Below are 19,150 nucleotides of genomic sequence, written 5' to 3'. Positions count from 1 at the left end.
TCAAAATATTCAACTTTTAAAATTTAAATTTTGAAATAATCAGTATTTTCCAGCCAATTTTTAGAAGAATCTTTTGATTTTCAAGATTTTTCAAAATGAGACCAAATACTATTCTTAAAAATGCGATTAGAATAAACTGGCTTACTATCTTTGCCGCCATATTTAAATCCAAATAGACTTGCCATGATAATAGGTGTTCCAAAGGAAATTAAAAACAACGAAAACCGAGTAGCTCTAACTCCTGCAGGAGCGAAAGAATTGGTAAAAAGAGGCCATACTGTATACGTACAGCACACAGCTGGAGAAGGTAGTGGTTTCCCAGATGAAGAATATGAAAATGCAGGCGCAAAAATTCTTCAAACTATAGAAGCTACCTACGAGATCGCAGAAATGATCATGAAGGTAAAAGAGCCTATTGAATCTGAATACAAACTCATCAGAGAAAACCAATTGTTGTTCACCTATTTCCACTTTGCTTCTTACGAACCACTAACCAAGGCTATGGTGGAAAACAAATCGGTATGTTTGGCATATGAAACTGTAGAGAAAGCTGACAGAAGCCTTCCACTCTTGATTCCAATGTCTGAAGTTGCCGGTAGAATGGCTGTTCAAAAAGGTGCTAACTACCTCGAAAAACCATTGAAAGGAAGAGGAATTCTTTTAGGTGGAGTGCCAGGTGTATTGCCTGCTAAAGTTTTGATCTTAGGTGGTGGAATCGTAGGAACCCAAGCTGCCTGGATGGCTGCCGGCTTAGGAGCTGACGTGACAATCATGGACGTATCTCTTCCAAGAATGAGATACCTGGATGATGTCATGCCTGCCAATGTGAACACTATGATGTCTAATGAATACAACATCAGAGAAATGATCAAATCTGCTGATTTGATAGTTGGCGCAGTGTTGATCCCGGGAGCCAAAGCACCTCACTTGATCACCAGAGATATGTTGAAAGATATGAAGCCAGGAACCGTTTTAGTTGACGTGGCCGTGGATCAAGGCGGCTGTATTGAGACCTGCAAGCCGACTACACATGAGAACCCAACCTTCATCATTGATGATGTGGTTCATTACTGTGTGGCTAACATGCCAGGAGCTGTACCTTACACTTCTACTTTGGCATTGACTAACGCAACCCTTCCTTACGCAATCCAACTTGCAGAAAAAGGCTGGAAACAAGCTTGTAATGACAATGCGGAATTGAAATTAGGATTGAATGTAATTCAAGGTGAAATCGTGTATAAGGCAGTAGCTGATGCTTTCGATATGCCATATGCAATGGTTGAAAAATACCTAGCAGACTAATTCAATTCCTGCTTTTAAATTTTAAATCCTCCAGAATCAATCTGGGGGATTTTTTATTGGTTTAAAGCCCAATAAATCATCCTAGTACCAAATCCTATCATGATAAGTCCCACTAAAAAGCCCAAAATTTTCATCAATCTAGGTGTTACTAATGGCCTTAATTTTTTTGCTACATAAGCCTTAAGTAAATCAATAGAAAAAACGGTTCCTAAAATACCTAAATAATAAATACCTGCTTCAGCTTTTCCATAGTCAGGTTTTAAATGCACTAAGCTGGCTATCGAAACCCAAAATAACAGCACAAAGGGATTAATCCCATTGATGCTAAAACCCTTCAGAAAAGCCGTCTTTTTTTGGATTGGCAGAGTGATCCCTCCAGAATTAGGGCGGGAAGTTTTGGCTTTGATCAAATTACTAATCCCAAAACCAAATAAAATCAGGCCTCCGAAAACTCCTAAAACGAATTCAAAATAATCAATTCCAGAAAGATAGCTGACACCAAAATAGGTAATCAAAACATAAATACAGTCAGACAGTAATATCCCTAAAGCGGCCAAAGCAGCATATCTAAATCCATACTCCAAGCTACTTTGAATCAGCGTAAAGAAAACGGGGCCGATAAGGGCAGAAAGTAAAAGCCCCATACTCAAGCCTTCCAGTAGAGCGGCAATCAAAGATTATCTCCTTTCTTATTTAAAAACTCTTTCCAAGATTCGGCTTTTTCTCCTTTTAGAACTCGAGGAAATTTATTTTGACCTCCCTCCTTTCCCTGACTTCTCATCCAATCATAAAAATCAGAACTGGGTCTAACCTCACAAAACACCTTTTTTAAAGCGTGCCTTCTCTCAACAGCATAATCGTCGTTCAGCTCTTTCAGCAGGGCATCAATTCTTTCTCCCAATTGCTGGGCATCCACTGAATCATTGGTCCCGATGTACCAATGGTGGGCAAATAAATTTTTATAAGGCTCACCCAAAACAGTGAATTCTTTGATTGTAATATCAAACTCGTTGGAAGCAAGTTCTATTGCCTTATTCATATTATCCACCGAAAGGTGCTCTCCGCATAGGCTCAAAAAATGCTTGGTCCTGCCAGTGATAATGATCTCAGACTCCTCCTTTGAAACAAAGCGAATAGTATCCCCAATCAAATATCTCCATGCTCCGGCGCAGGTTGATATCAGTATCGCATAATCTTTTCCTTCCTCAACCTGATCAATTTTCAATGTCACAGCATCTTGGCGAATGGAGCCGTTTTCATCGAAATTTTGGTCATTGAAAGGCACAAACTCATGAAAAATCCCATTGTTCAAGACCAGTCTCATTGACTTTCTTCCAGGTAAAGCCTGAAAGGCCAAAAATCCTTCAGAAGCCAAATAGGTTTCTATATAAGTAAGCGGCTTTCCCAATAGCTTTTCAAAGCCTTTTTTATAGGGTTCGAACGAAACCCCTCCATGAACAAAAATCTGAAGGTTGGGCCAAATCTCATGAATATGGGCCACTTGATATCTTTCTATGATTTTCTCCAATAAGATCTGCAACCATGCCGGAACACCCACAATAATCCCAATATCCCATTTAGGTGCTTTTTCGACTATTTGATCCAGCTTGTCTCCCCAATTCTTATTTCTGGATATTTTTTTCCCAGGTTTGTAAAAACGCTGAAACCAAATAGGCAACTTTCCAGCAGTGATTCCACTTAGATCACCAGAAAAATAGGTGCCATTAAATTCCAAATCGGTACTTCCTCCCAACATCAAGATACCTTTGGTAAAGAGTGATTTAGGCAAGTCATATTTCGAAAGACTTAAAATCTGTCTCACTCCTGTTCTTCGGATAGCCTTTACCATATCCTTGGTGATTGGAATATATTTCGAGGTGGCTCCCGATGTTCCTGAACTCAAGGCGAAATGCTTTACTTTTCCCGGCCAGGTGATATCTCTTTCCCCATTGAGTAATCTATGCCACCATTCTTCATAGATTTTGTCGTAATCATAAATCGGAACTGAGTTTTTGAATTTTTCATAAAACTGATCATTTCCTCCTTTGAAAGATTTTAAAATTCCCGGAAAATCATATTTTTCTCCAATGGCAGTTCTATTTGAGGCTATGAGCAGTTTTTTCAAAGCCTGTTTTTGCAATTCTATAGGTTGAGAGTACTCTTGCTCTAAACTTTCTCTCAAGCGAATGCCTTTCTTTAGTAAAGTACTGATGATCGCCATATCTTTGTCTTGGCCTTTTTCAAAAATTTAAGAGCTTAAAAATAGAAAATGGATATCAAAGCAAATCTTGAAAGCGTAAAAAAAACCTTTAAAAATCCCGATTGCGTACTCGTGGCAGTAAGCAAAACCAAGCCTATATCTGACCTCAAAGAGGCTTATGAGGCCGGTATTAGGGATTTTGGGGAAAACAAAGTTCAAGAGCTTCAGGAGAAGCAACCTCAACTCCCTGAAGATATCCGATGGCATATGATCGGGCATTTGCAGAGAAATAAGGTCAAATACATTGCACCTTACGTGTATTTGATTCATGGGGTCGACTCCTTCAAGCTTTTAAAAGAAATCAATAAGCAAGGGAAAAAGATTGATAGAAAGATTCCTGTTTTATTGCAGATGCATATCGCTGAAGAAGACAGTAAGTTCGGCTTCGATAGAAAAGAAATGGACGAAATGCTGGCAGACCCGGACTTTACTGAACTTACTCACGTAGCAATCAAGGGACTGATGGGAATGGCTACCTTCACCGAAAATGAAGAACAAATCAGAAGAGAATTTCAGGGTTTGAAAAATCACTTCGAAGAACTTAAAACCAATCCCCTTCCCGACTTCATGAAAATGGAAATTTTATCTATGGGCATGAGTGGTGACTATTTGATCGCGCAGGAAGAAGGCAGCACCATGGTCAGGATAGGGTCTGCAATTTTTGGAGCAAGAAATTATTAATCAAGAGCTAATGAACGGAAAACAATTGATCATGCTAGCTGGGCTATCAGGGGCCATTGCGGTAGGCTTAGGAGCATTTGGGGCACATGGATTGGCAGATACACTGGCTGCAACAGGAAGAGCCGACACCTTTGAAACTGCGGTGAAATATCACTTTTACCATACATTGGCTATTGCCTTAATCGGTATCATCAAATTGATCAAACCCAATTGGAAAAGTTTGGTTTTTGCTTCTTGGAGTATGATTTTCGGAATAGTCGTCTTTTCAGGATCTCTTTATATTCTTTCCCTGTCTGGGGATACCTGGTGGGGAGCCATTACTCCATTAGGTGGAGTAGGTTTTATCATGGGTTGGCTTGGATTATTTTACTCAGCACTTCGCAATGACCAAATTCTTGCAGATTAGAGTTATTACTATTTTTCTATTTTTGATCGTCTTTCAACAGGCTCAGGCTCAGTTGACAAGAGATCAGTATATACAAATGGAAAATGCCTTAGGAGAAGGGAGCTTTTTTTCAGGTCATTTGACAGGTTTCATGCTTTATGATCTGGATTCCCAGCGGGTTTTATATGAGAAAAACTCTCAGATGAGATTTACTCCTGCCTCAGTCACAAAGCTATTTACCTTGTTTTCTAGCATCTTAATTTTGAATGATAGCACCCAAACCCTAAGATATATCCAATCAGGGGATACCTTAAAAATTTGGGGAGCTGGAGATCCTTCCTGGAAATATAAAAAATTGCCCCAACCAAAATTTCAAGATTTTTTCAGGCCTTATTCAGTTATTCAATTTTCCGATACCAACCTTAAATCCACCCCTTTCGGAGCCGGATGGCAATGGGATGATTACTTATATTATTATGCAGCTGAAAGATCTTCGCTTCCTATCTATGGGAATGTAATGCAAGTATTTGCAGGAAGAGTCAACCCTAAAGTCTTTCCAGCAAAATTTCAGTCATCGATCCGTACCAATGAAAAGGAAACAAAGGACATGGAAAGAGACTTCCATTCCAATACTTTTTACTATAACCCCGATTCTTACAGAGGAAGAGAGGACTTTCTACCATTCATTACTTCCCCACAGCTCTTGACAGAGTTTGCAAAAAATGAAACTGGGAAGAATTGGATTTACAAGGCAGAAAAGCTGCCTGAAAACCATAAGCTCTGGAGAGGAGCACCTTTATTCCCGATTTTAAAAGAAATGATGCTGGAATCGGACAATTTTTTAGCAGAGCAATTATTATTGATGATTTCAGATCGGCTTTTTGGTGAATTAAATTCTGAAAGGGCGATAGAATACATTATTAAAACCTATTTATCGGATTTACCCGATCAACCGATCTGGGTGGACGGAAGTGGTTTGAGCAGGTACAATTTATTTACCCCCAGAACAATGGTTGGGCTCTTTGAAAAACTCTATAGAGTAGTCCCTGATCAAATGCTATTTGAGCTTCTTCCGACCGGCGGTAAATCCGGAACGATCAAAAATAACTATCAGGCTGCCCAACCTTATATTTTTGCAAAGACTGGCACTATGAGTAATAATCACAGCCTGGTTGGATTAATCAGAACTAAGTCGGGAAAGCAATATTGTTTTGCTTTTATGAATTCCAACTATCCCTGGAAAGCTTCTGAGATAAGAAGAGAAATGGAAAAGGTGCTGATAATGACCAGGGATATATTGTAATTGAATTAAATTCACAAAAATCTTCATTGGATGAATAAACGCACTTTTCTCAAATCACTCGGTGTCTTGGCCGGAGCCAGTCCTTTCTTCGGATTCAATTCCATTTCTTCTGAAAGTAATCCAAGTACTTTACTCCCATTACCCATCAAAAAAGGAGATGTGGTCGGGCTAATAAGTCCCTCAGCTGCTACTGCCGATAGGATGCAATTTACCTTCGCAAAAGAAGCTTTGGAGGCGCTTGGTTTCCAAGTTAAGCTCGGAGAAAATTTAAAAAACAGAAGAGGTCATTTGGCTGGCACCGATCAGGAAAGAGCATCTGATTTAAACCAAATGTTTGCTGACCCGACTGTCAAAGCAATCATTTGTATTCGAGGAGGTTCGGGTGCCGCACGGATTTTACCATTGATCAATTATGAATTGATCAAAAATAATCCCAAACCATTGATGGGCTATTCGGATATTACCGCTCTTCACTGTGCTATTCATTCCCAAACAGGCCTGATATCTTTTCATGGCCCCAATGGAACCGGCAGTTGGAACAGTTTCAATGTTCAAGCTTTCAATCAGCTATTTTTTGAGAAAAAACTGGTTCAATATAAAAATGAACAAGTCAAAGGGGACGATTTGGTCATCAAAAACAACAGAATTCAAACTCTCAAAGCAGGAACTGCAGAGGGGAAAATTTTGGGTGGAAACCTAACAGTTTTGACCGCGCTGAGTGGCACTCCTTATTATCCAGATTTCAAAGATGCCATTCTATACACAGAAGATATTGGAGAAGATCCTTATAAGGTGGATAGAATGTTGAGTACTTTGAAACTCAACGGAACATTAGACCAGATTAAAGGGTTTATTTTTGGTCAGTGCAGTGACTGTGAGCCGGGAGGTGGATATGGTTCTTTATCAATAGACCAGGTATTGGACGATTATATTTTGCCTCTCAACATTCCAGCTTATTCCGGTGCAATGATTGGCCATATTTCTAAACAATTCATCATCCCTAATGGAGCTGAAGTCCGAATGGATTCTACAAAAGGCTCCATAGAATTGCTGAAACCAGTATTTCAATCCTAATGAAATCGAGCACGACCCAAAGTGACACACAGAGAAACGCCCCGATGTATCGGGGAATCAATGCGAAGATTCCATCCCGATTTTCGGGACAGGTACTGACCTTTGAAAAAAAATATAAACAGATGAAAATGTATAGTTTATTTATTTTTATATCAGTTCTTTTGGCTTGCAACACAGCGAGCATAGAGCTTCCTCAAAATTTAACCACCGTGAAAGATCAACCTTTAACCTACCTTGCTTTAGGAGACAGTTATACGATTGGAGAGGGAGTATCTGAAAAGGATCGCTACCCCAACATTCTGGTTGAAAAATTAAATACTCAGACCGAACTCAAGTGGGGCAAACCTGAGATCATTGCCAAAACCGGATGGACTGTTGACGAATTGGATAAAGGAATCAATGAAGCTGCTCCAACAGGCACTCCCTATGATTTAGTCACCTTATTAATCGGAGTAAATAATCAATACCGAGGACGATCCGTAGACGATTATCGGGTTGACTTTGAATTAATGCTTTTAAGAGCTATTGGATTTGCAGGAAATAGACCAAACCGAGTTGTGGTCGTGTCTATCCCCGATTGGGGAGTCACTCCTTTTGCTGATAAAAGATCCACTGACAAGCAGGAAGTTGCTGCTGAAATCGATGCCTACAATCAGGCCAAAAAAAGCGTTTGCGGGAAATTGGGTGTTAAATTTATAGATATCACCACTGAATATAGGCAAATTGGTACCCTCCCGGAAATGGTGGTAGCAGATCAATTGCACCCAAGTGGACTAGTCTATGAATCATGGGCAGAAAAGATTTTCAATCATGTGAAAACGATTGATATCAAACCCTAATTCTTTTACCTATTCATTCAATTAGAAGTGTGAAAGATCAATTATTCCATTGATCACAAAGATTTGAAAACCTTATTTAAAAGGATTTCAAAAGCTTAATTTTATGCACTCAGACTATTAAGCATTTAGCCTTTATGAAAATTATCTGCATTGGCCGTAATTATGCGGCTCATATTGAAGAATTAAAAAATGAAACACCCGGAAATCCGGTAGTTTTTTTGAAACCAGATACAGCTTTATTGAAAAATGGGGCAGCTTTTTACTATCCTGATTTTTCAAAAAACATTCATCATGAAGCTGAATTGGTATTAAAAATCAATAAAGAGGGGAAGTATATTCAAAAGAAATTTGCTCATAGGTATTATGAGGAAATAGGGTTGGGAATTGATTTTACGGCCCGTGATCTTCAAGATCAATGCAAGGCCAAAGGTTTGCCATGGGAAATAGCAAAAGCCTTCAACGGCTCAGCTCCTATTGGTGATTTTATCCCTGTTTCAGAGATTGAAAACTTACAATCCATTGACTTTCATCTCTCTATCAACGGGGAGATAAAACAACAAGGTAATACCAGCTTGATGCTATTTAATTTTGACACCATCATTGAATACGTTTCCCAATTTTTCACGTTGAAGAAAGGCGATTTGATTTATACAGGAACTCCGGCAGGAGTAGGTCCTGTCAAAATTGGAGATCGACTGGAAGGATTCATTGGAACCCAAAAAATGCTTGATTTTGAAGTTAAGTAAACTACTACCCGTATTCATTTTATTTCTTTTTCTTGGTCAAAATTCATTCTCTCAGGGAGTCATTCGGGATTACTTTCGATCACCTGTCAAACCTGGAGGAAGGAATTATTTGTCCGGAAATTTCTCTGAATTAAGACCCAACCATTTCCATACTGGGCTAGATTATAAGTTTGGAGGCGTGGAAGGAGAACCCATTTATGCAGCTGCAGATGGCTGGGTTCACCGAATCAAAATCTCCACCTACGGCTATGGAAATGTCATCTATCTAAAGCATCCAACGGGGCACATAACCCTTTATGGGCATTTGAGAAATTTTAATCCCAAGCTTCATCAGTACATGATAGAACGCATGTACGAAGCCCAAGTCAATGAGTTGGAGTTATACCCTACCCCAGGAGAACTGAGTTTCAAAAAAGGAGAACGCATAGCTGATGGAGGAAACACTGGGAGTTCAGGTGGTCCTCATTTACATTTTGAAATTAGAGACAGTCTGGACAGGGCTATGGATCCGCTTCTTTTTGGTTTTCCGGAAATCCTTGACAACATAGCTCCTACTCCACAGAAATTAGCACTTGTCCCCCTTCAAATTGACTCCAGAATTAATGGAAAATTCGAGCGAATGGAGTTCACTCCTACTGCTAGTGGTGGCGTATACAAAATACCTCAAACCATTCAAATCACCGGAAAAGTAGGCATTGAAGTGCAGGGCTTCGACCAACTGGACGGTGCAAGCAACAGGAATGGCTTTCCTTATTTTGAAATTCGGGAAAACGACTCCCTACTATACCAATTAACAATCGATAAAGTCGACTTCAATTATACCCGACAGTTTTTGCTGCATACGCACCAAAACAGATTTTCGAAGCTCTACTATCAACCCAACCTGAAATTTGAATATCTCAGACCTCATCAGGCTGGGATAGGACATTTGGAATTGGAGCCGGGAAAAAGAAAAATTTATGAATTGCGCCTGATCGATGCTTTGGGAAATACTCAAAAAATTCAATTCTCATTGCAGGGAAAGGATCAGGAATTTGTAGTCGCAGATGGAGCCACTCCTAGTAAAGCTCAAGTGGATTATATCGGAAATATTCTTAAAATTAAGGCTCCAGTATCCAAACTCGGAGGCTTGGCTAAATTTTACGTGGGTACCCGGACTTTTGAAATGCTGCCTGCCTATCAAGATGCAAATAGCCGGACTTATTTATGGGATATGCAATTTGGAATTCCAGAAGAAATTGATCTTTGCTCAGAAGTAATCAGCACCCCACTCAAAGCAGCCATTCCTGCTGGAGAAGAAAAGCTTTTTGCGCAAAGAGATGTTCAAATCAAATTTGATAAAAATACCCTATTAGATGACCTATATCTAAGAATTCAGGAAAGTGGAACCGGTAGCGCTGCAAGATTACAAATCAATGATCCTTCGGAATATTTATGGAATTCCATGGAAGTGCTCTGGAACACCAGTCCAGGAAATTTGAATAAATCCAGAACTCATGTATACCAAGTCAATAGCAGAGGCAGTAAATCTTTTGTAGGAGGAACTTGGGAAGACGGAGCAATCCGCTTTAAAACCAGAAATTTTGGTACTTTTATGCTTGCTGAAGACATCAAGGCTCCCAGCATAACTCCTGTGAGAGTAAATTCCACAGAAATCCGCTTTTCCATTCGGGATGATTTATCCGGAATTCAGAGTTTCGAAGCAAAAGTAGATGGGAAATGGGTGTTGATGCGGTATGAGCATAAGCAGGCATTGATCTGGTCAGAAAAACTGGATAAACATCCCTTCCGCGGACCTGTTATTCTTAGGGTAACTGACATGGCTGGTAATGTAGCCGAATGGAAAGGAACCATCGCTTAATTCATGTTTTATTAAAAAAATTAAACGTATGTCATTAGAAGTAGGCCAAAAGGCACCAGATTTTGAAGCAAAAATTGAAACGGGAGAAACCATCAAACTCTCTGATTTTAAAGGGAAAAAAGTAATCCTATATTTTTATCCTAAAGACAATACTCCCGGCTGTACTGCTCAGGCTTGTAACCTCAGAGATAATTATGAAGCCCTGCAAAAAGCCGGGTATGTAGTTTTGGGTATCAGTTCCGATTCTGAAAAATCCCACCAAAAGTTTATAGACAAGCAGGAGCTTCCATTCTCTTTGATTGCAGATGAGGATAAAAAAGTTCACGAGCTCTATGGCACTTGGGTGGAAAAATCCATGTATGGAAGAAAGTATATGGGGACTGCAAGAACCACTTTTGTAATTGATGAAGAGGGGAAAATAGAGGAGATTATAGAAAAAGTAAAAACCAAAGAACACACTGCTCAAATCCTAAAATAAACCTCCGTAATGGAAAAACAATCTATCGAACAACTCCAAAAAATCTGTACTCAACTCAGAAGAGATGTACTGAGAATGGTGCATGCTGTGCAATCCGGACATCCCGGAGCTCCACTTGGCTGCGCAGAATTCTTTGTGGCCTTGTATTTTGATCAGTTGAGACACAATCCTGACTTTAAAATGGATGGAAAAGGTGAGGATATTTTCTTCCTTTCCAATGGTCACCTCTCCGCAGGCTGGTATTCAGTCTTAGCGAGAAGCGGTTATTTTCCTGTTGAAGAACTCAAAACCTTCAGAAAAATCAATTCCAGACTGCAGGGACACCCAGCAACCCACGAACACCTTCCCGGTATTCGGGTAGCATCAGGTTCCCTGGGGCAAGGCCTATCCGTAGCACTTGGCGTTGCTCAGGCCAAAAAACTGGACAAAGATGATCACCTGGTTTATATCCTAATGGGTGATGGAGAATTGCAAGAAGGTCAGGTATGGGAAGCTGCCATGTATGCTGCTCATTTTGGAGTGGATAATTTGATTGCCACGGTAGATTATAATGGTCAACAGATCGACGGTCCAACTACAGAAGTGATGGATCTAAAAAATCTCAAGGCCAAATGGGAAGCTTTTGGTTGGGAAGTAATCGAAACCAAAAAAGGAAATGATCTAAGCTCCGTACTTGAGGGATTGGAAAAAGCCAAGTCCTTGACAGGAAAAGGTAAGCCTGTAATGAACCTCTTGTATACAGAAATGGGCTATGGGGTTGACTTTATGGTCGGAACTCACAAGTGGCATGGCTCCCCTCCTAGTGACGAGCAATTAGCCGATGCCTTAGGACAATTAGAGGAAACCTTAGGCGATTATTAATCTACCCAACACAAAGAAAATCATGAGCTTAGACTTAAAATTTACATATACTGAGAAAAAAGACACGCGTTCAGGATTTGGTGACGGATTTCTGGAGGCAGGAAGAAAAAATCCAAATGTAGTTGGCCTTTGTGCGGATCTGATTGGTTCTCTGAAAATGGGAGCTTTTCAAAAGGAATTTCCTGAGCGCTTTTTCCAAACAGGAATTGCTGAGGCAAACATGATAGGCATTTCTGCCGGTTTGGCCACAGGAGGCAAAATACCTTTTGCGGGAACCTTTGCAAATTTTGCAACGGGCAGGGTTTATGATCAAATCAGACAATCCGTTGCTTATTCGAATAAAAACGTCAAAATATGCGCTTCTCATGCCGGTTTGACTTTAGGTGAAGATGGTGCAACTCACCAGATTCTGGAGGATTTGGGAATGATGAAAATGCTTCCCCATATGACTGTGATCAATCCTTGTGATTACAACCAAACCAAGGCTGCCACTTTGGCGATTGCGGAGTATGAGGGTCCTGTTTACCTAAGATTTGGACGCCCAAGTTGGCCTATTTTCACACCTGCTGATCAAAAATTCGAAATCGGAAAGGCTTGGAAAATGATCGACGGAAAAGATGTAACCATCTTTGCAACAGGCCACATGGTTTGGGAAGCGAATGTTGCTGAGGCTATGCTAAGAGAAGAAGGTATTTCTGCTGAAGTAATCAATATCCACACGATCAAACCTTTGGATGAAGAGGCTATTTTGGAATCTGTCAAGAAGACCGGATGTGCTGTTACGGCAGAAGAGCATCAGATCAATGGGGGATTGGGTGATGCAGTGGCTCAGACCTTAGCTAGAAACAATCCAGCTCCCTTGGAATATGTGGGTGTCAATGACAGTTTCGGAGAGTCAGGAACTCCCACTGCCCTTCTCGAGAAATATGGTCTCAATGCTGCGAATATTGTGAAAGCTGCTAAGAAGGCCTTGAAGCGGAAATAAGAGCCTAAAAATATCTAAAAGGCTGTTTCATTAGTAATGCATTTGTCACATTGAGCGAAGTCGAAATGTAGGCCAGAAAGATTGAAATGGTCTTCGACTACGCTTAGGCTGATATGCGATTGCTTTTGAAATGGCCTTTTTTTTAATTTTAACCCCATGATAAAATTAACGGATAGCCTCAAGTTAATTCCCATACGAGAGCAAGACTTTGAATTGCTTCATCAACTCATGCATAAAATTTATAAGGAGGCTTATTCGGATTTCTGGCAGGATACCGGCGATTGGTATTTAGAGTTGATTTATAATAGAGAAAATTTATCCAAGGAGATTTCACGCAGTCGAACTCATTATTTTTTTGTGGAGTGGAACGAGCAGAAGGTAGGAATATTTAAATATGATTTTCCTTTTTCTCCCAGAGAAGTGGAAATTCCAAATGCTATGAAGCTCCATAGACTTTATCTGGACCGAATTACTCATGGTCAGGGAATCGCCGCTCAATTGATGAAATACTTAGAAAATATAGCCAAAGAGCAGAAACTAGATGCTATTTGGTTGGAGGCAATGGTTTCCAAACATCAGGCGAAAAGATTTTATGAAAAATCAGGATATCAAAAAATCTACGAATATAGCCTCGACTTTGAAAAATTGAAGGATGAGTTCAGACAAATTCAGATCATGAAAAAGGAATTAAATAAATTTGAATAACCTCAATGATTTCTGCAGTCAAAAACCTTTGATTTGGGGCAAAAAGATGGAAGACGGGAGACCGAAGTGAAGGTGCCGAAGGCACGTCCTGTGACAGCAAAAAAGAGTTCGACCCGCTTCGAGGTCGGAAATACATTGATTTGAATAAATGATCACGGTGCCAATCAGTAAAAAAACAGGTCGCCCCTTCAGGGCTCTGAATCACTCTATTATATTATCTAAGCCCCAAATCGAATTTGGTGCTAATACAAAACGCCCCTCCAGGGCTGGGCTATGCATCCATAACCTTCTTCCTTAATAAATTATGAGGTATTCATAAATTCTGAAATAGTATACCAAAAGTGCCAAAGGCACGTCCTGTAGCAGCAAGGCATTCATGGTCTAGAAGTTCTTTATACAGCCTTCACACTTTCCATGGGCTTAACCCATATTTATTCAAAGGTTAAACTACTTAACAGGGGTCTAAAATTGTAAAATATCAATTTGGAAAAAAACCACGAAGTGGTTGAACATTTTAATAGCCCCCGGTGAAACCGGGGGTTTGATAGAATTTCATACAATATTGATTACCAACCCCGAACGGGGTTGAACTTCTGTGAAGGAAAAAAATGATCAAAATAAAGTTCGACCCACTTCGGGGTCGGGAAAACCATTGGCACTGGATCATTTTATCCACGGGTTTCACCTTTGGTTCACCCGCGGTTATTGAGAGGTTTGACCCCTTATCAGGGGTCATTATTTGGAACACATTATGGGAAAGTAAAAGATCCTGAAAGGATCGAACATCTCAATAGCCCTAGGTGCAACCTAGGGAAATGGTAACATAACAAACCATGGTGGGAAACAACCCCGAACGGGGTTGAACTTCTGTGAAGGAAAAAAAGATCAAAATAAAGTTCGACCCACTTCGGGGTCGGGAAAACCATTGGCACTGGATCATTTTATCCACGGGTTGCACCTTTGGTTCACCCGCGGTTAATCGGGATGGGTAGGCGGTCGAGCCGCCGTCCCCCCCACACCACCTGGCATACGCTTTAACGTACCGCGGCGGTTTCTTCTAAAGTTTCAACCTTTCTGTACAACGACCAGTGATCTTAAGCCCAATCCTGCAAACCAAGCAAGGCCCATTCCATTGCGGACATAGTTAAGATTTGCCATAGACCACCAACCGTGGAATTTCACTGCATTCCATGACCGTTTCGTCTCCACTCCCAAAGACCTCAGAAAACAGTATGTCGGATATCTGCGCCCGTGGGATTTCAGGGCATAGCACCTGATTCGGTTGCGTATCCACCCATCCATCTCCTTAAGTCCGCTCAGCCATGTGTTGCATTTGCGAAAATAGGTTGCCCAGCCCTGAATGATCAGATTGGTTTCCGATATCAGCCTTCCCAATGGAATGGCCCGATTTCGTTTGGTCACCTCTCTGATCTTTTTCTTGAATCTCTCGATGCTTTTGTCGGCTATACGGATTTTGCCATCACCCATAACCGTATGGCCTAGGAACTTGACCTCATCGCATCGCCTGACACCACTCTTTTCAAGATTTACCTTCAGTTTGAGCTTACCCTCGATAAATGCAACCATCGATTCGAAAACCCGGTGAGCCGATCGCTCGCTGCTGACCAAGATATTGCAGTCGTCTGCATATCGGACAAAGCTCAGACCTCTTGCTTCAAGCTCTTTATCCAGTTCATCTAATACTATGTTTGACAAAGGGGTGATAAGGGGCCTCCTGTGGAGTACCCGACATTCGTTGGGTTTCAAGCCGCCCTTCATCAGGCCCGCAGGAACTTGTGTATCAGCTTCAGCAGTCTCTTGTCAGATATACTGTTCCTAAGCCTATTCATGAGCCTGTCATGGTTGATCTGGTCAAAGAAACTTTTTAGATCAATGTCCACCACCCATATCTTACCCTCTTTAACATAGTCACTGGCCCGCTCTATCGCCTGATGTGCTGAACGGCCCGGACGGAATCCAAAGCTGTTTTCGCTGAAGTAGGGATCGAATATTCGCTGTAGCTCATTCTGAATGCTCTGCTGCACTATTCTGTCCTCTACCGTGGGGATTCCCAACAGCCGTGTTCCCCCGTTGGCTTCTCAATCTCAACTCCCCTGACCGCACTCGGTTCATAGGTACCTGAGTCTAGCCGCTGCTGGAGGGAATTGATCCTCAATGCAAGGTTCTGCGCATAATCGTTCGGCGTAACTCCGTCGATACCCGCTGAGCCTCCATTCTCCCTGACTCTTTTGAAAGCATGAAGTAGATGGAGGGTGTCGCTCACGCTGTCCATTGTACTCTTGGTAAAGGTACGCTGCTCTTCCAGTCGAGAAAATAACTCCATCCTCTGATCCCTTCGGGAAGTTCCGCCTCCCTTTGGAAGACCAGAGTCAAGCCTGCCGGTGAACAGTTCGGTCTGTACGGCATTTGCGCTTGTTTTCGATGGTTCGTTCTTTTTACTCACTTTAAGTTCGCTTCCTTGTTTAGAAAATTCGGGCCTTCCTGTTTATATCAGTACTACGCCTTCTGCTGACTTCTGTCGGCTTGGATTCCTTCAGCACTCGCTCGTACCTCCGGCAATTGCCCCTGCCACAGATCTCCCGGGGTAAGACACTATACTTTCTTCCGATGCAGCCCGATTTACTCACAGACCTTCCGTCTGACTGTTGGGATTAGATGCTTCAAAGCGCACTTCCCCAAGTCTGCAAGCCTACTATCCGGTTTCTGTTCGTCCACATCTGGATTTTGCCGCTGCCTTCCTTCAGATTTCCGGTCGCCCGGAACACCCTTGGCTTTGGCTATGGGGTTCCCGTCAGATGGCCCCCTCGGGACTTGCTCTCTCCGTTGAGATAGCGCACCCTATAGTATAGTGCCATGCCCGGCACACTTCAGAGGTTGGACCCTTTCAGGGTCGGTAAATTTTCTTGATCATCAATTGTGGAATCATGACCACAAAGTGGTCAAACTTTTGAATAGCCCCCGGTGGAACCGGGGGTTTGATCGACCCAGATACCATGGTGGACAACAACCCCGAACGGGGTTGAACTTCTGTGAAGGAAAAAAAAGATCAAAATAAAGTTCGACCCACTTCGGGGTCGGGAAAACCATTGGCACTGGATCATTTTATCCACGGGTTGCACCTTTGGTTCACCCGCGGTTATTGAAAGGTTTGACCCCATTTGGGGTCGATAATAAATTGATTTGAATAAATAATCACGGTGCCAATCAGCAAAAAAACAGGTCGCCCCTTCAGGGCTCTGAATCACTCTATTATATTATCTAACAAGGCATTGAAAGCCTTGCTATAAAACCAATTTTCCCAAATAAATAGAATTTGAAAGGGTGTAAGATTTTTTCCAACTATTGAATTGACTGAAAGCAAAATAAATATGCCATGGAAAATTGCTATTTGCCTCGCTAAGATTGATTTCCGCTAAACCATCAGACCTTTTAAATTGATCCTTTATCCAAATATACTTTTCCGCCTCAGGCTGGTAAAGAACTATAAAAGCCTCATCACTCGATTTTGATTTTCCTTCATCTGAATTATTGCTCCAATGGATGCGGATTCCAGAATCCACTCTTTCAAAAAATGCATTTTGGGGCTCCAGTAAACTTCCTTTACTGATTTTCAAAAAAGCAGGATCAATTTTAGGATTCCGATCATGGTTATATCCCTTATGATTTAATTCTGAATAGGCTAAATGTATACCCTTTTTGCTCTGGGTGAGAAATTCCTGATAGCCGAAATCCAACACCTGTTTTAGAGGTTTAAGAAATTGATTAATAGTTTTTAGTTTTTCTCTCTGTAGGAGTTGAAGTTTAGAGGGATGAGTTTTGTTTTTATGAGTTCCTCCTGGACGGGTCCGAACTACCGTTTTCCCATTAAGAGTATAAAAAACTAAATTCCCGATTTTCCCTTGGGGGAAGAAGATGTTTTTTGGTGGTAGATTTCCCATTTTAGATCAATTTTAATTAAAACTAAAGGTAATTTAATTGGTTGTGATAAATAAATCAATTAAACCCTTAATATTTTAATATCAGATTAAATCAAAAATGAGGCTTTATACTCCCTTAAATAAGATTTAACCCTAAATCTAAGCTGTAAAAACCCTACAAATACCCTAAATAAACCTGATTATATCAAGTTTTGATAATTGGTGTAAATGTATGTATCTGGGTTGATTCTTGAATAAGAATATTCTACTCAACTAATCCCGGACATCATTTCAATAGAAGATTTGCTGAAGCCATAGTGAAATTTGAAAGCCCAAAAAGTCAAAAATAAGGGATAAAGCTGCTACACTTCCAGTAAACTGAAAACTATGTGGGAGGATTAGTTTTTAGGCCTTCAAGGGTGTTTTTCAGCCGGTTTCGATCGAATTCTTCTCTACCCTTTTGAAGGTGGTTATCTAATAATTCAAAGAAAAAAAGTCGATTACTGACTTCCACAGCATTTAAGTCTCTTTGAGAAAGAAAAATCATCCAGGCTTGCAATAGCTCCCAAAGATAGATCTCCGTAGACGATTCAGCTACTGAATCAAATAACTCTTCTTTGTGATAATTAATTTCAGATGGTATCATGATTGGATGGGTTTAAATTTTGGAAAACTTCCAGTTCTAAAGATTTTTCTTATTGGATATATTCTTGGAAATTCACCTACTCGATTTATCAGTTAAAAACTGTACTTCAGTTAATTATGAATTTGCCAAAGGGATATATTTTTGAGATAAATGAATGAGGTAGATGGCCTCAACTAGTTTTAAGAAATACTCAAAATCTTCGAGATATTCGCCCTCATCTCCTTCGCAAATTGAATATGTGAATGTCGCATACTCTCTAAATTGATTCCAGCGTTTCGCCCATTGAATTGCCGATCTTTTACGATAGAATTTGTTCAAAAAAGAACAGGGATCGAGGATCTCCTCACTAGTCAGGTGTTTGGGAGATTCAACCAACAACTTCACATAATCCGGATAATTTTTAAGTTTTATATCTTGAGGTTGGTTACTTATGATCTTATCCCATTGAGCAGTAACCAAAGGGCTCGGTTTACAGTTTATGAGATGCTCCCCGGCGTAGATAAATTTCAGAATCAGCTTTCCTTGATAAAATATACAATCAGGAAATAAATCCTCCCAGGCGGGTTCATGGTTAAAAACCTGTTGCTGAATAATCTTAATTTTGTTTACCCAATATGGAAAACCTGCGATGGACTCCAAAAGGTTATCTACCTCTTGAAGAGCTTGTTTTTCCGAGCTTATTCGAAATCTCCGTTTAAATGTTTTAAAGTTGCATTCCATCTGATTTTGATTTTAGTTTGTTGGCCACATCAAGTTCCAAAGTACGCTGCTGCTTGATGAGTTTTTGGACTTCTGTGTAGAGATCTTCTTCATTTTGCCATTCGGTACAAAAACCCGAAATCAACTTTCTATTGATCTCCAAAGAGCGTAAAAGCAAATCGAGGATATTGCTATCGAATTCGGAATGATGAATATGGATGTCTCCATTTATACTAAGTGCAGAATCGACAAGATTGGATAAGTGGATTACAATTGGTTTCATGGTAGATTTTATTTTGATTGAATACCAAATTCTTGATTTCAGAATTCCTGTACTATTCAAAAAGGCGATGATTTAGATTGATTGAGGGATATTTTATTCTTTAG

General features: G+C 40.6%; 20 protein-coding genes. 12 read left to right on the top strand and 8 right to left on the bottom strand.

Going from position 1 to position 19,150, the window contains the following annotated elements:
* The first annotated feature begins 183 nt into the window (after positions 1–183).
* Positions 184–1,302, top strand: a complete 1,119-nt coding sequence (gene ald, locus GYM62_RS05150; protein WP_219958597.1) for an alanine dehydrogenase — start codon at positions 184–186, stop codon at positions 1,300–1,302.
* A gap of 53 nt (positions 1,303–1,355) precedes the next feature.
* On the opposite strand, the gene GYM62_RS05145 is transcribed toward ald, so the two are convergent.
* Together GYM62_RS05145 and GYM62_RS05140 are read right to left on the bottom strand one after the other, a co-directional pair.
* Entirely contained in the window at positions 1,356–1,976 is a 621-nt protein-coding gene (locus tag GYM62_RS05145) for a LysE family translocator (protein ID WP_219958596.1), read from the bottom strand.
* Positions 1,973–3,523, bottom strand: a complete 1,551-nt coding sequence (locus GYM62_RS05140) for a GH3 auxin-responsive promoter family protein (RefSeq protein WP_219958595.1) — start codon at positions 3,521–3,523, stop codon at positions 1,973–1,975. The genes GYM62_RS05145 and GYM62_RS05140 overlap by 4 nt, the downstream gene beginning before the upstream one ends.
* 48 nt (positions 3,524–3,571) lie before the next feature.
* Between GYM62_RS05140 and GYM62_RS05135 the strand changes: the two genes are divergently transcribed.
* From GYM62_RS05135 to GYM62_RS05085, 11 genes are all read left to right on the top strand, one after another.
* The gene (locus tag GYM62_RS05135) at positions 3,572–4,243 is read left to right on the top strand and encodes a YggS family pyridoxal phosphate-dependent enzyme (protein WP_219958594.1); all 672 of its coding nucleotides are present in this window, start codon (positions 3,572–3,574) and stop codon (positions 4,241–4,243) included.
* A 10-nt stretch (positions 4,244–4,253) separates the two neighbouring features.
* Entirely contained in the window at positions 4,254–4,649 is a 396-nt protein-coding gene (locus GYM62_RS05130; protein WP_219958593.1) for a DUF423 domain-containing protein, read from the top strand.
* Positions 4,627–5,931, top strand: a complete 1,305-nt coding sequence (locus tag GYM62_RS05125) for a D-alanyl-D-alanine carboxypeptidase/D-alanyl-D-alanine-endopeptidase (protein WP_219958592.1) — start codon at positions 4,627–4,629, stop codon at positions 5,929–5,931. Before GYM62_RS05130 ends, GYM62_RS05125 begins: the two co-directional genes overlap by 23 nt.
* Positions 5,932–5,961: 30 nt before the next feature.
* Positions 5,962–7,005, top strand: coding sequence for an LD-carboxypeptidase (locus GYM62_RS05120; protein WP_219958591.1), 1,044 nt, complete (start codon positions 5,962–5,964; stop codon positions 7,003–7,005).
* Entirely contained in the window at positions 7,005–7,844 is an 840-nt protein-coding gene (locus GYM62_RS05115) for an SGNH/GDSL hydrolase family protein (protein ID WP_255590565.1), read from the top strand. The genes GYM62_RS05120 and GYM62_RS05115 overlap by 1 nt, the downstream gene beginning before the upstream one ends.
* Before the next feature lie 134 nt (positions 7,845–7,978).
* Entirely contained in the window at positions 7,979–8,590 is a 612-nt protein-coding gene (locus GYM62_RS05110; protein ID WP_219958590.1) for a fumarylacetoacetate hydrolase family protein, read from the top strand.
* Positions 8,577–10,451 carry a M23 family metallopeptidase gene (locus GYM62_RS05105; protein ID WP_219958589.1) on the top strand — a complete coding sequence of 625 codons (1,875 nt, stop codon included), beginning with the start codon at positions 8,577–8,579 and terminating at the stop codon, positions 10,449–10,451. The genes GYM62_RS05110 and GYM62_RS05105 overlap by 14 nt, the downstream gene beginning before the upstream one ends.
* 28 nt (positions 10,452–10,479) lie before the next feature.
* Entirely contained in the window at positions 10,480–10,929 is a 450-nt protein-coding gene (gene bcp, locus GYM62_RS05100) for a thioredoxin-dependent thiol peroxidase (RefSeq protein WP_219958588.1), read from the top strand.
* A 9-nt stretch (positions 10,930–10,938) separates the two neighbouring features.
* On the top strand, positions 10,939–11,790 hold the full coding sequence (locus GYM62_RS05095; RefSeq protein WP_144604742.1) for a transketolase: 852 nt from the start codon (positions 10,939–10,941) through the stop codon (positions 11,788–11,790).
* A gap of 22 nt (positions 11,791–11,812) precedes the next feature.
* Positions 11,813–12,775: a transketolase family protein gene (locus GYM62_RS05090; protein WP_219958587.1), complete on the top strand. Its 963-nt coding sequence runs from the start codon at positions 11,813–11,815 to the stop codon at positions 12,773–12,775.
* A gap of 156 nt (positions 12,776–12,931) precedes the next feature.
* Positions 12,932–13,480: a GNAT family N-acetyltransferase gene (locus GYM62_RS05085; RefSeq protein ID WP_219958586.1), complete on the top strand. Its 549-nt coding sequence runs from the start codon at positions 12,932–12,934 to the stop codon at positions 13,478–13,480.
* A gap of 1,065 nt (positions 13,481–14,545) precedes the next feature.
* Here the strand turns inward: GYM62_RS05085 and GYM62_RS05080 are convergent.
* From GYM62_RS05080 to GYM62_RS05055, 6 genes are all read right to left on the bottom strand, one after another.
* Positions 14,546–15,196: a group II intron maturase-specific domain-containing protein gene (locus GYM62_RS05080; RefSeq protein WP_219958585.1), complete on the bottom strand. Its 651-nt coding sequence runs from the start codon at positions 15,194–15,196 to the stop codon at positions 14,546–14,548.
* A gap of 62 nt (positions 15,197–15,258) precedes the next feature.
* Entirely contained in the window at positions 15,259–15,558 is a 300-nt protein-coding gene (locus tag GYM62_RS21130; RefSeq protein ID WP_370627670.1) for a reverse transcriptase domain-containing protein, read from the bottom strand.
* A gap of 1,224 nt (positions 15,559–16,782) precedes the next feature.
* A complete protein-coding gene (locus GYM62_RS05070) occupies positions 16,783–17,439 on the bottom strand; it encodes a DUF6266 family protein (RefSeq protein WP_219958573.1) in 657 nt (218 codons plus the stop codon).
* Positions 17,440–17,803: 364 nt separating this feature from the next.
* Positions 17,804–18,064 (bottom strand): hypothetical protein, encoded by a 261-nt coding sequence (locus GYM62_RS05065; protein ID WP_219958583.1) that lies wholly within the window; start codon positions 18,062–18,064, stop codon positions 17,804–17,806.
* A gap of 114 nt (positions 18,065–18,178) precedes the next feature.
* The gene (locus GYM62_RS05060) at positions 18,179–18,523 is read right to left on the bottom strand and encodes a hypothetical protein (protein ID WP_219958582.1); all 345 of its coding nucleotides are present in this window, start codon (positions 18,521–18,523) and stop codon (positions 18,179–18,181) included.
* Positions 18,524–18,767: 244 nt separating this feature from the next.
* Positions 18,768–19,046 (bottom strand): hypothetical protein, encoded by a 279-nt coding sequence (locus tag GYM62_RS05055; protein WP_219958581.1) that lies wholly within the window; start codon positions 19,044–19,046, stop codon positions 18,768–18,770.
* Positions 19,047–19,150 lie beyond the last annotated feature (104 nt).

The sequence above is a fragment of the Algoriphagus sp. NBT04N3 genome (assembly GCF_019443765.1).
GTDB classification, from domain to species: Bacteria; Bacteroidota; Bacteroidia; order Cytophagales; family Cyclobacteriaceae; genus Algoriphagus; species Algoriphagus ornithinivorans.
The sequence above is the reverse complement of the archived record's forward strand: the minus strand, read 5'-3'. Positions and strand labels throughout refer to the sequence as shown.

What these genes read in the sequence shown, in the direction of transcription:
- GYM62_RS05085 (WP_219958586.1), top strand. Translation starts at nt 12,932, where the DNA reads ATGATAAAATTAACGGATAGCCTCAAGTTAATTCCCATACGAGAGCAA.
- bcp (WP_219958588.1), top strand. Translation starts at nt 10,480, where the DNA reads ATGTCATTAGAAGTAGGCCAAAAGGCACCAGATTTTGAAGCAAAAATT.
- GYM62_RS05110 (WP_219958590.1), top strand. Translation starts at nt 7,979, where the DNA reads ATGAAAATTATCTGCATTGGCCGTAATTATGCGGCTCATATTGAAGAA.
- GYM62_RS05095 (WP_144604742.1), top strand. Translation starts at nt 10,939, where the DNA reads ATGGAAAAACAATCTATCGAACAACTCCAAAAAATCTGTACTCAACTC.
- GYM62_RS05130 (WP_219958593.1), top strand. Translation starts at nt 4,254, where the DNA reads ATGAACGGAAAACAATTGATCATGCTAGCTGGGCTATCAGGGGCCATT.
- GYM62_RS05140 (WP_219958595.1), bottom strand. Translation starts at nt 3,523, where the DNA reads ATGGCGATCATCAGTACTTTACTAAAGAAAGGCATTCGCTTGAGAGAA.
- GYM62_RS05120 (WP_219958591.1), top strand. Translation starts at nt 5,962, where the DNA reads ATGAATAAACGCACTTTTCTCAAATCACTCGGTGTCTTGGCCGGAGCC.
- ald (WP_219958597.1), top strand. Translation starts at nt 184, where the DNA reads ATGATAATAGGTGTTCCAAAGGAAATTAAAAACAACGAAAACCGAGTA.
- GYM62_RS05115 (WP_255590565.1), top strand. Translation starts at nt 7,005, where the DNA reads ATGAAATCGAGCACGACCCAAAGTGACACACAGAGAAACGCCCCGATG.
- GYM62_RS05125 (WP_219958592.1), top strand. Translation starts at nt 4,627, where the DNA reads ATGACCAAATTCTTGCAGATTAGAGTTATTACTATTTTTCTATTTTTG.
- GYM62_RS05065 (WP_219958583.1), bottom strand. Translation starts at nt 18,064, where the DNA reads ATGATACCATCTGAAATTAATTATCACAAAGAAGAGTTATTTGATTCA.
- GYM62_RS05135 (WP_219958594.1), top strand. Translation starts at nt 3,572, where the DNA reads ATGGATATCAAAGCAAATCTTGAAAGCGTAAAAAAAACCTTTAAAAAT.
- GYM62_RS05070 (WP_219958573.1), bottom strand. Translation starts at nt 17,439, where the DNA reads ATGGGAAATCTACCACCAAAAAACATCTTCTTCCCCCAAGGGAAAATC.
- GYM62_RS05055 (WP_219958581.1), bottom strand. Translation starts at nt 19,046, where the DNA reads ATGAAACCAATTGTAATCCACTTATCCAATCTTGTCGATTCTGCACTT.
- GYM62_RS05090 (WP_219958587.1), top strand. Translation starts at nt 11,813, where the DNA reads ATGAGCTTAGACTTAAAATTTACATATACTGAGAAAAAAGACACGCGT.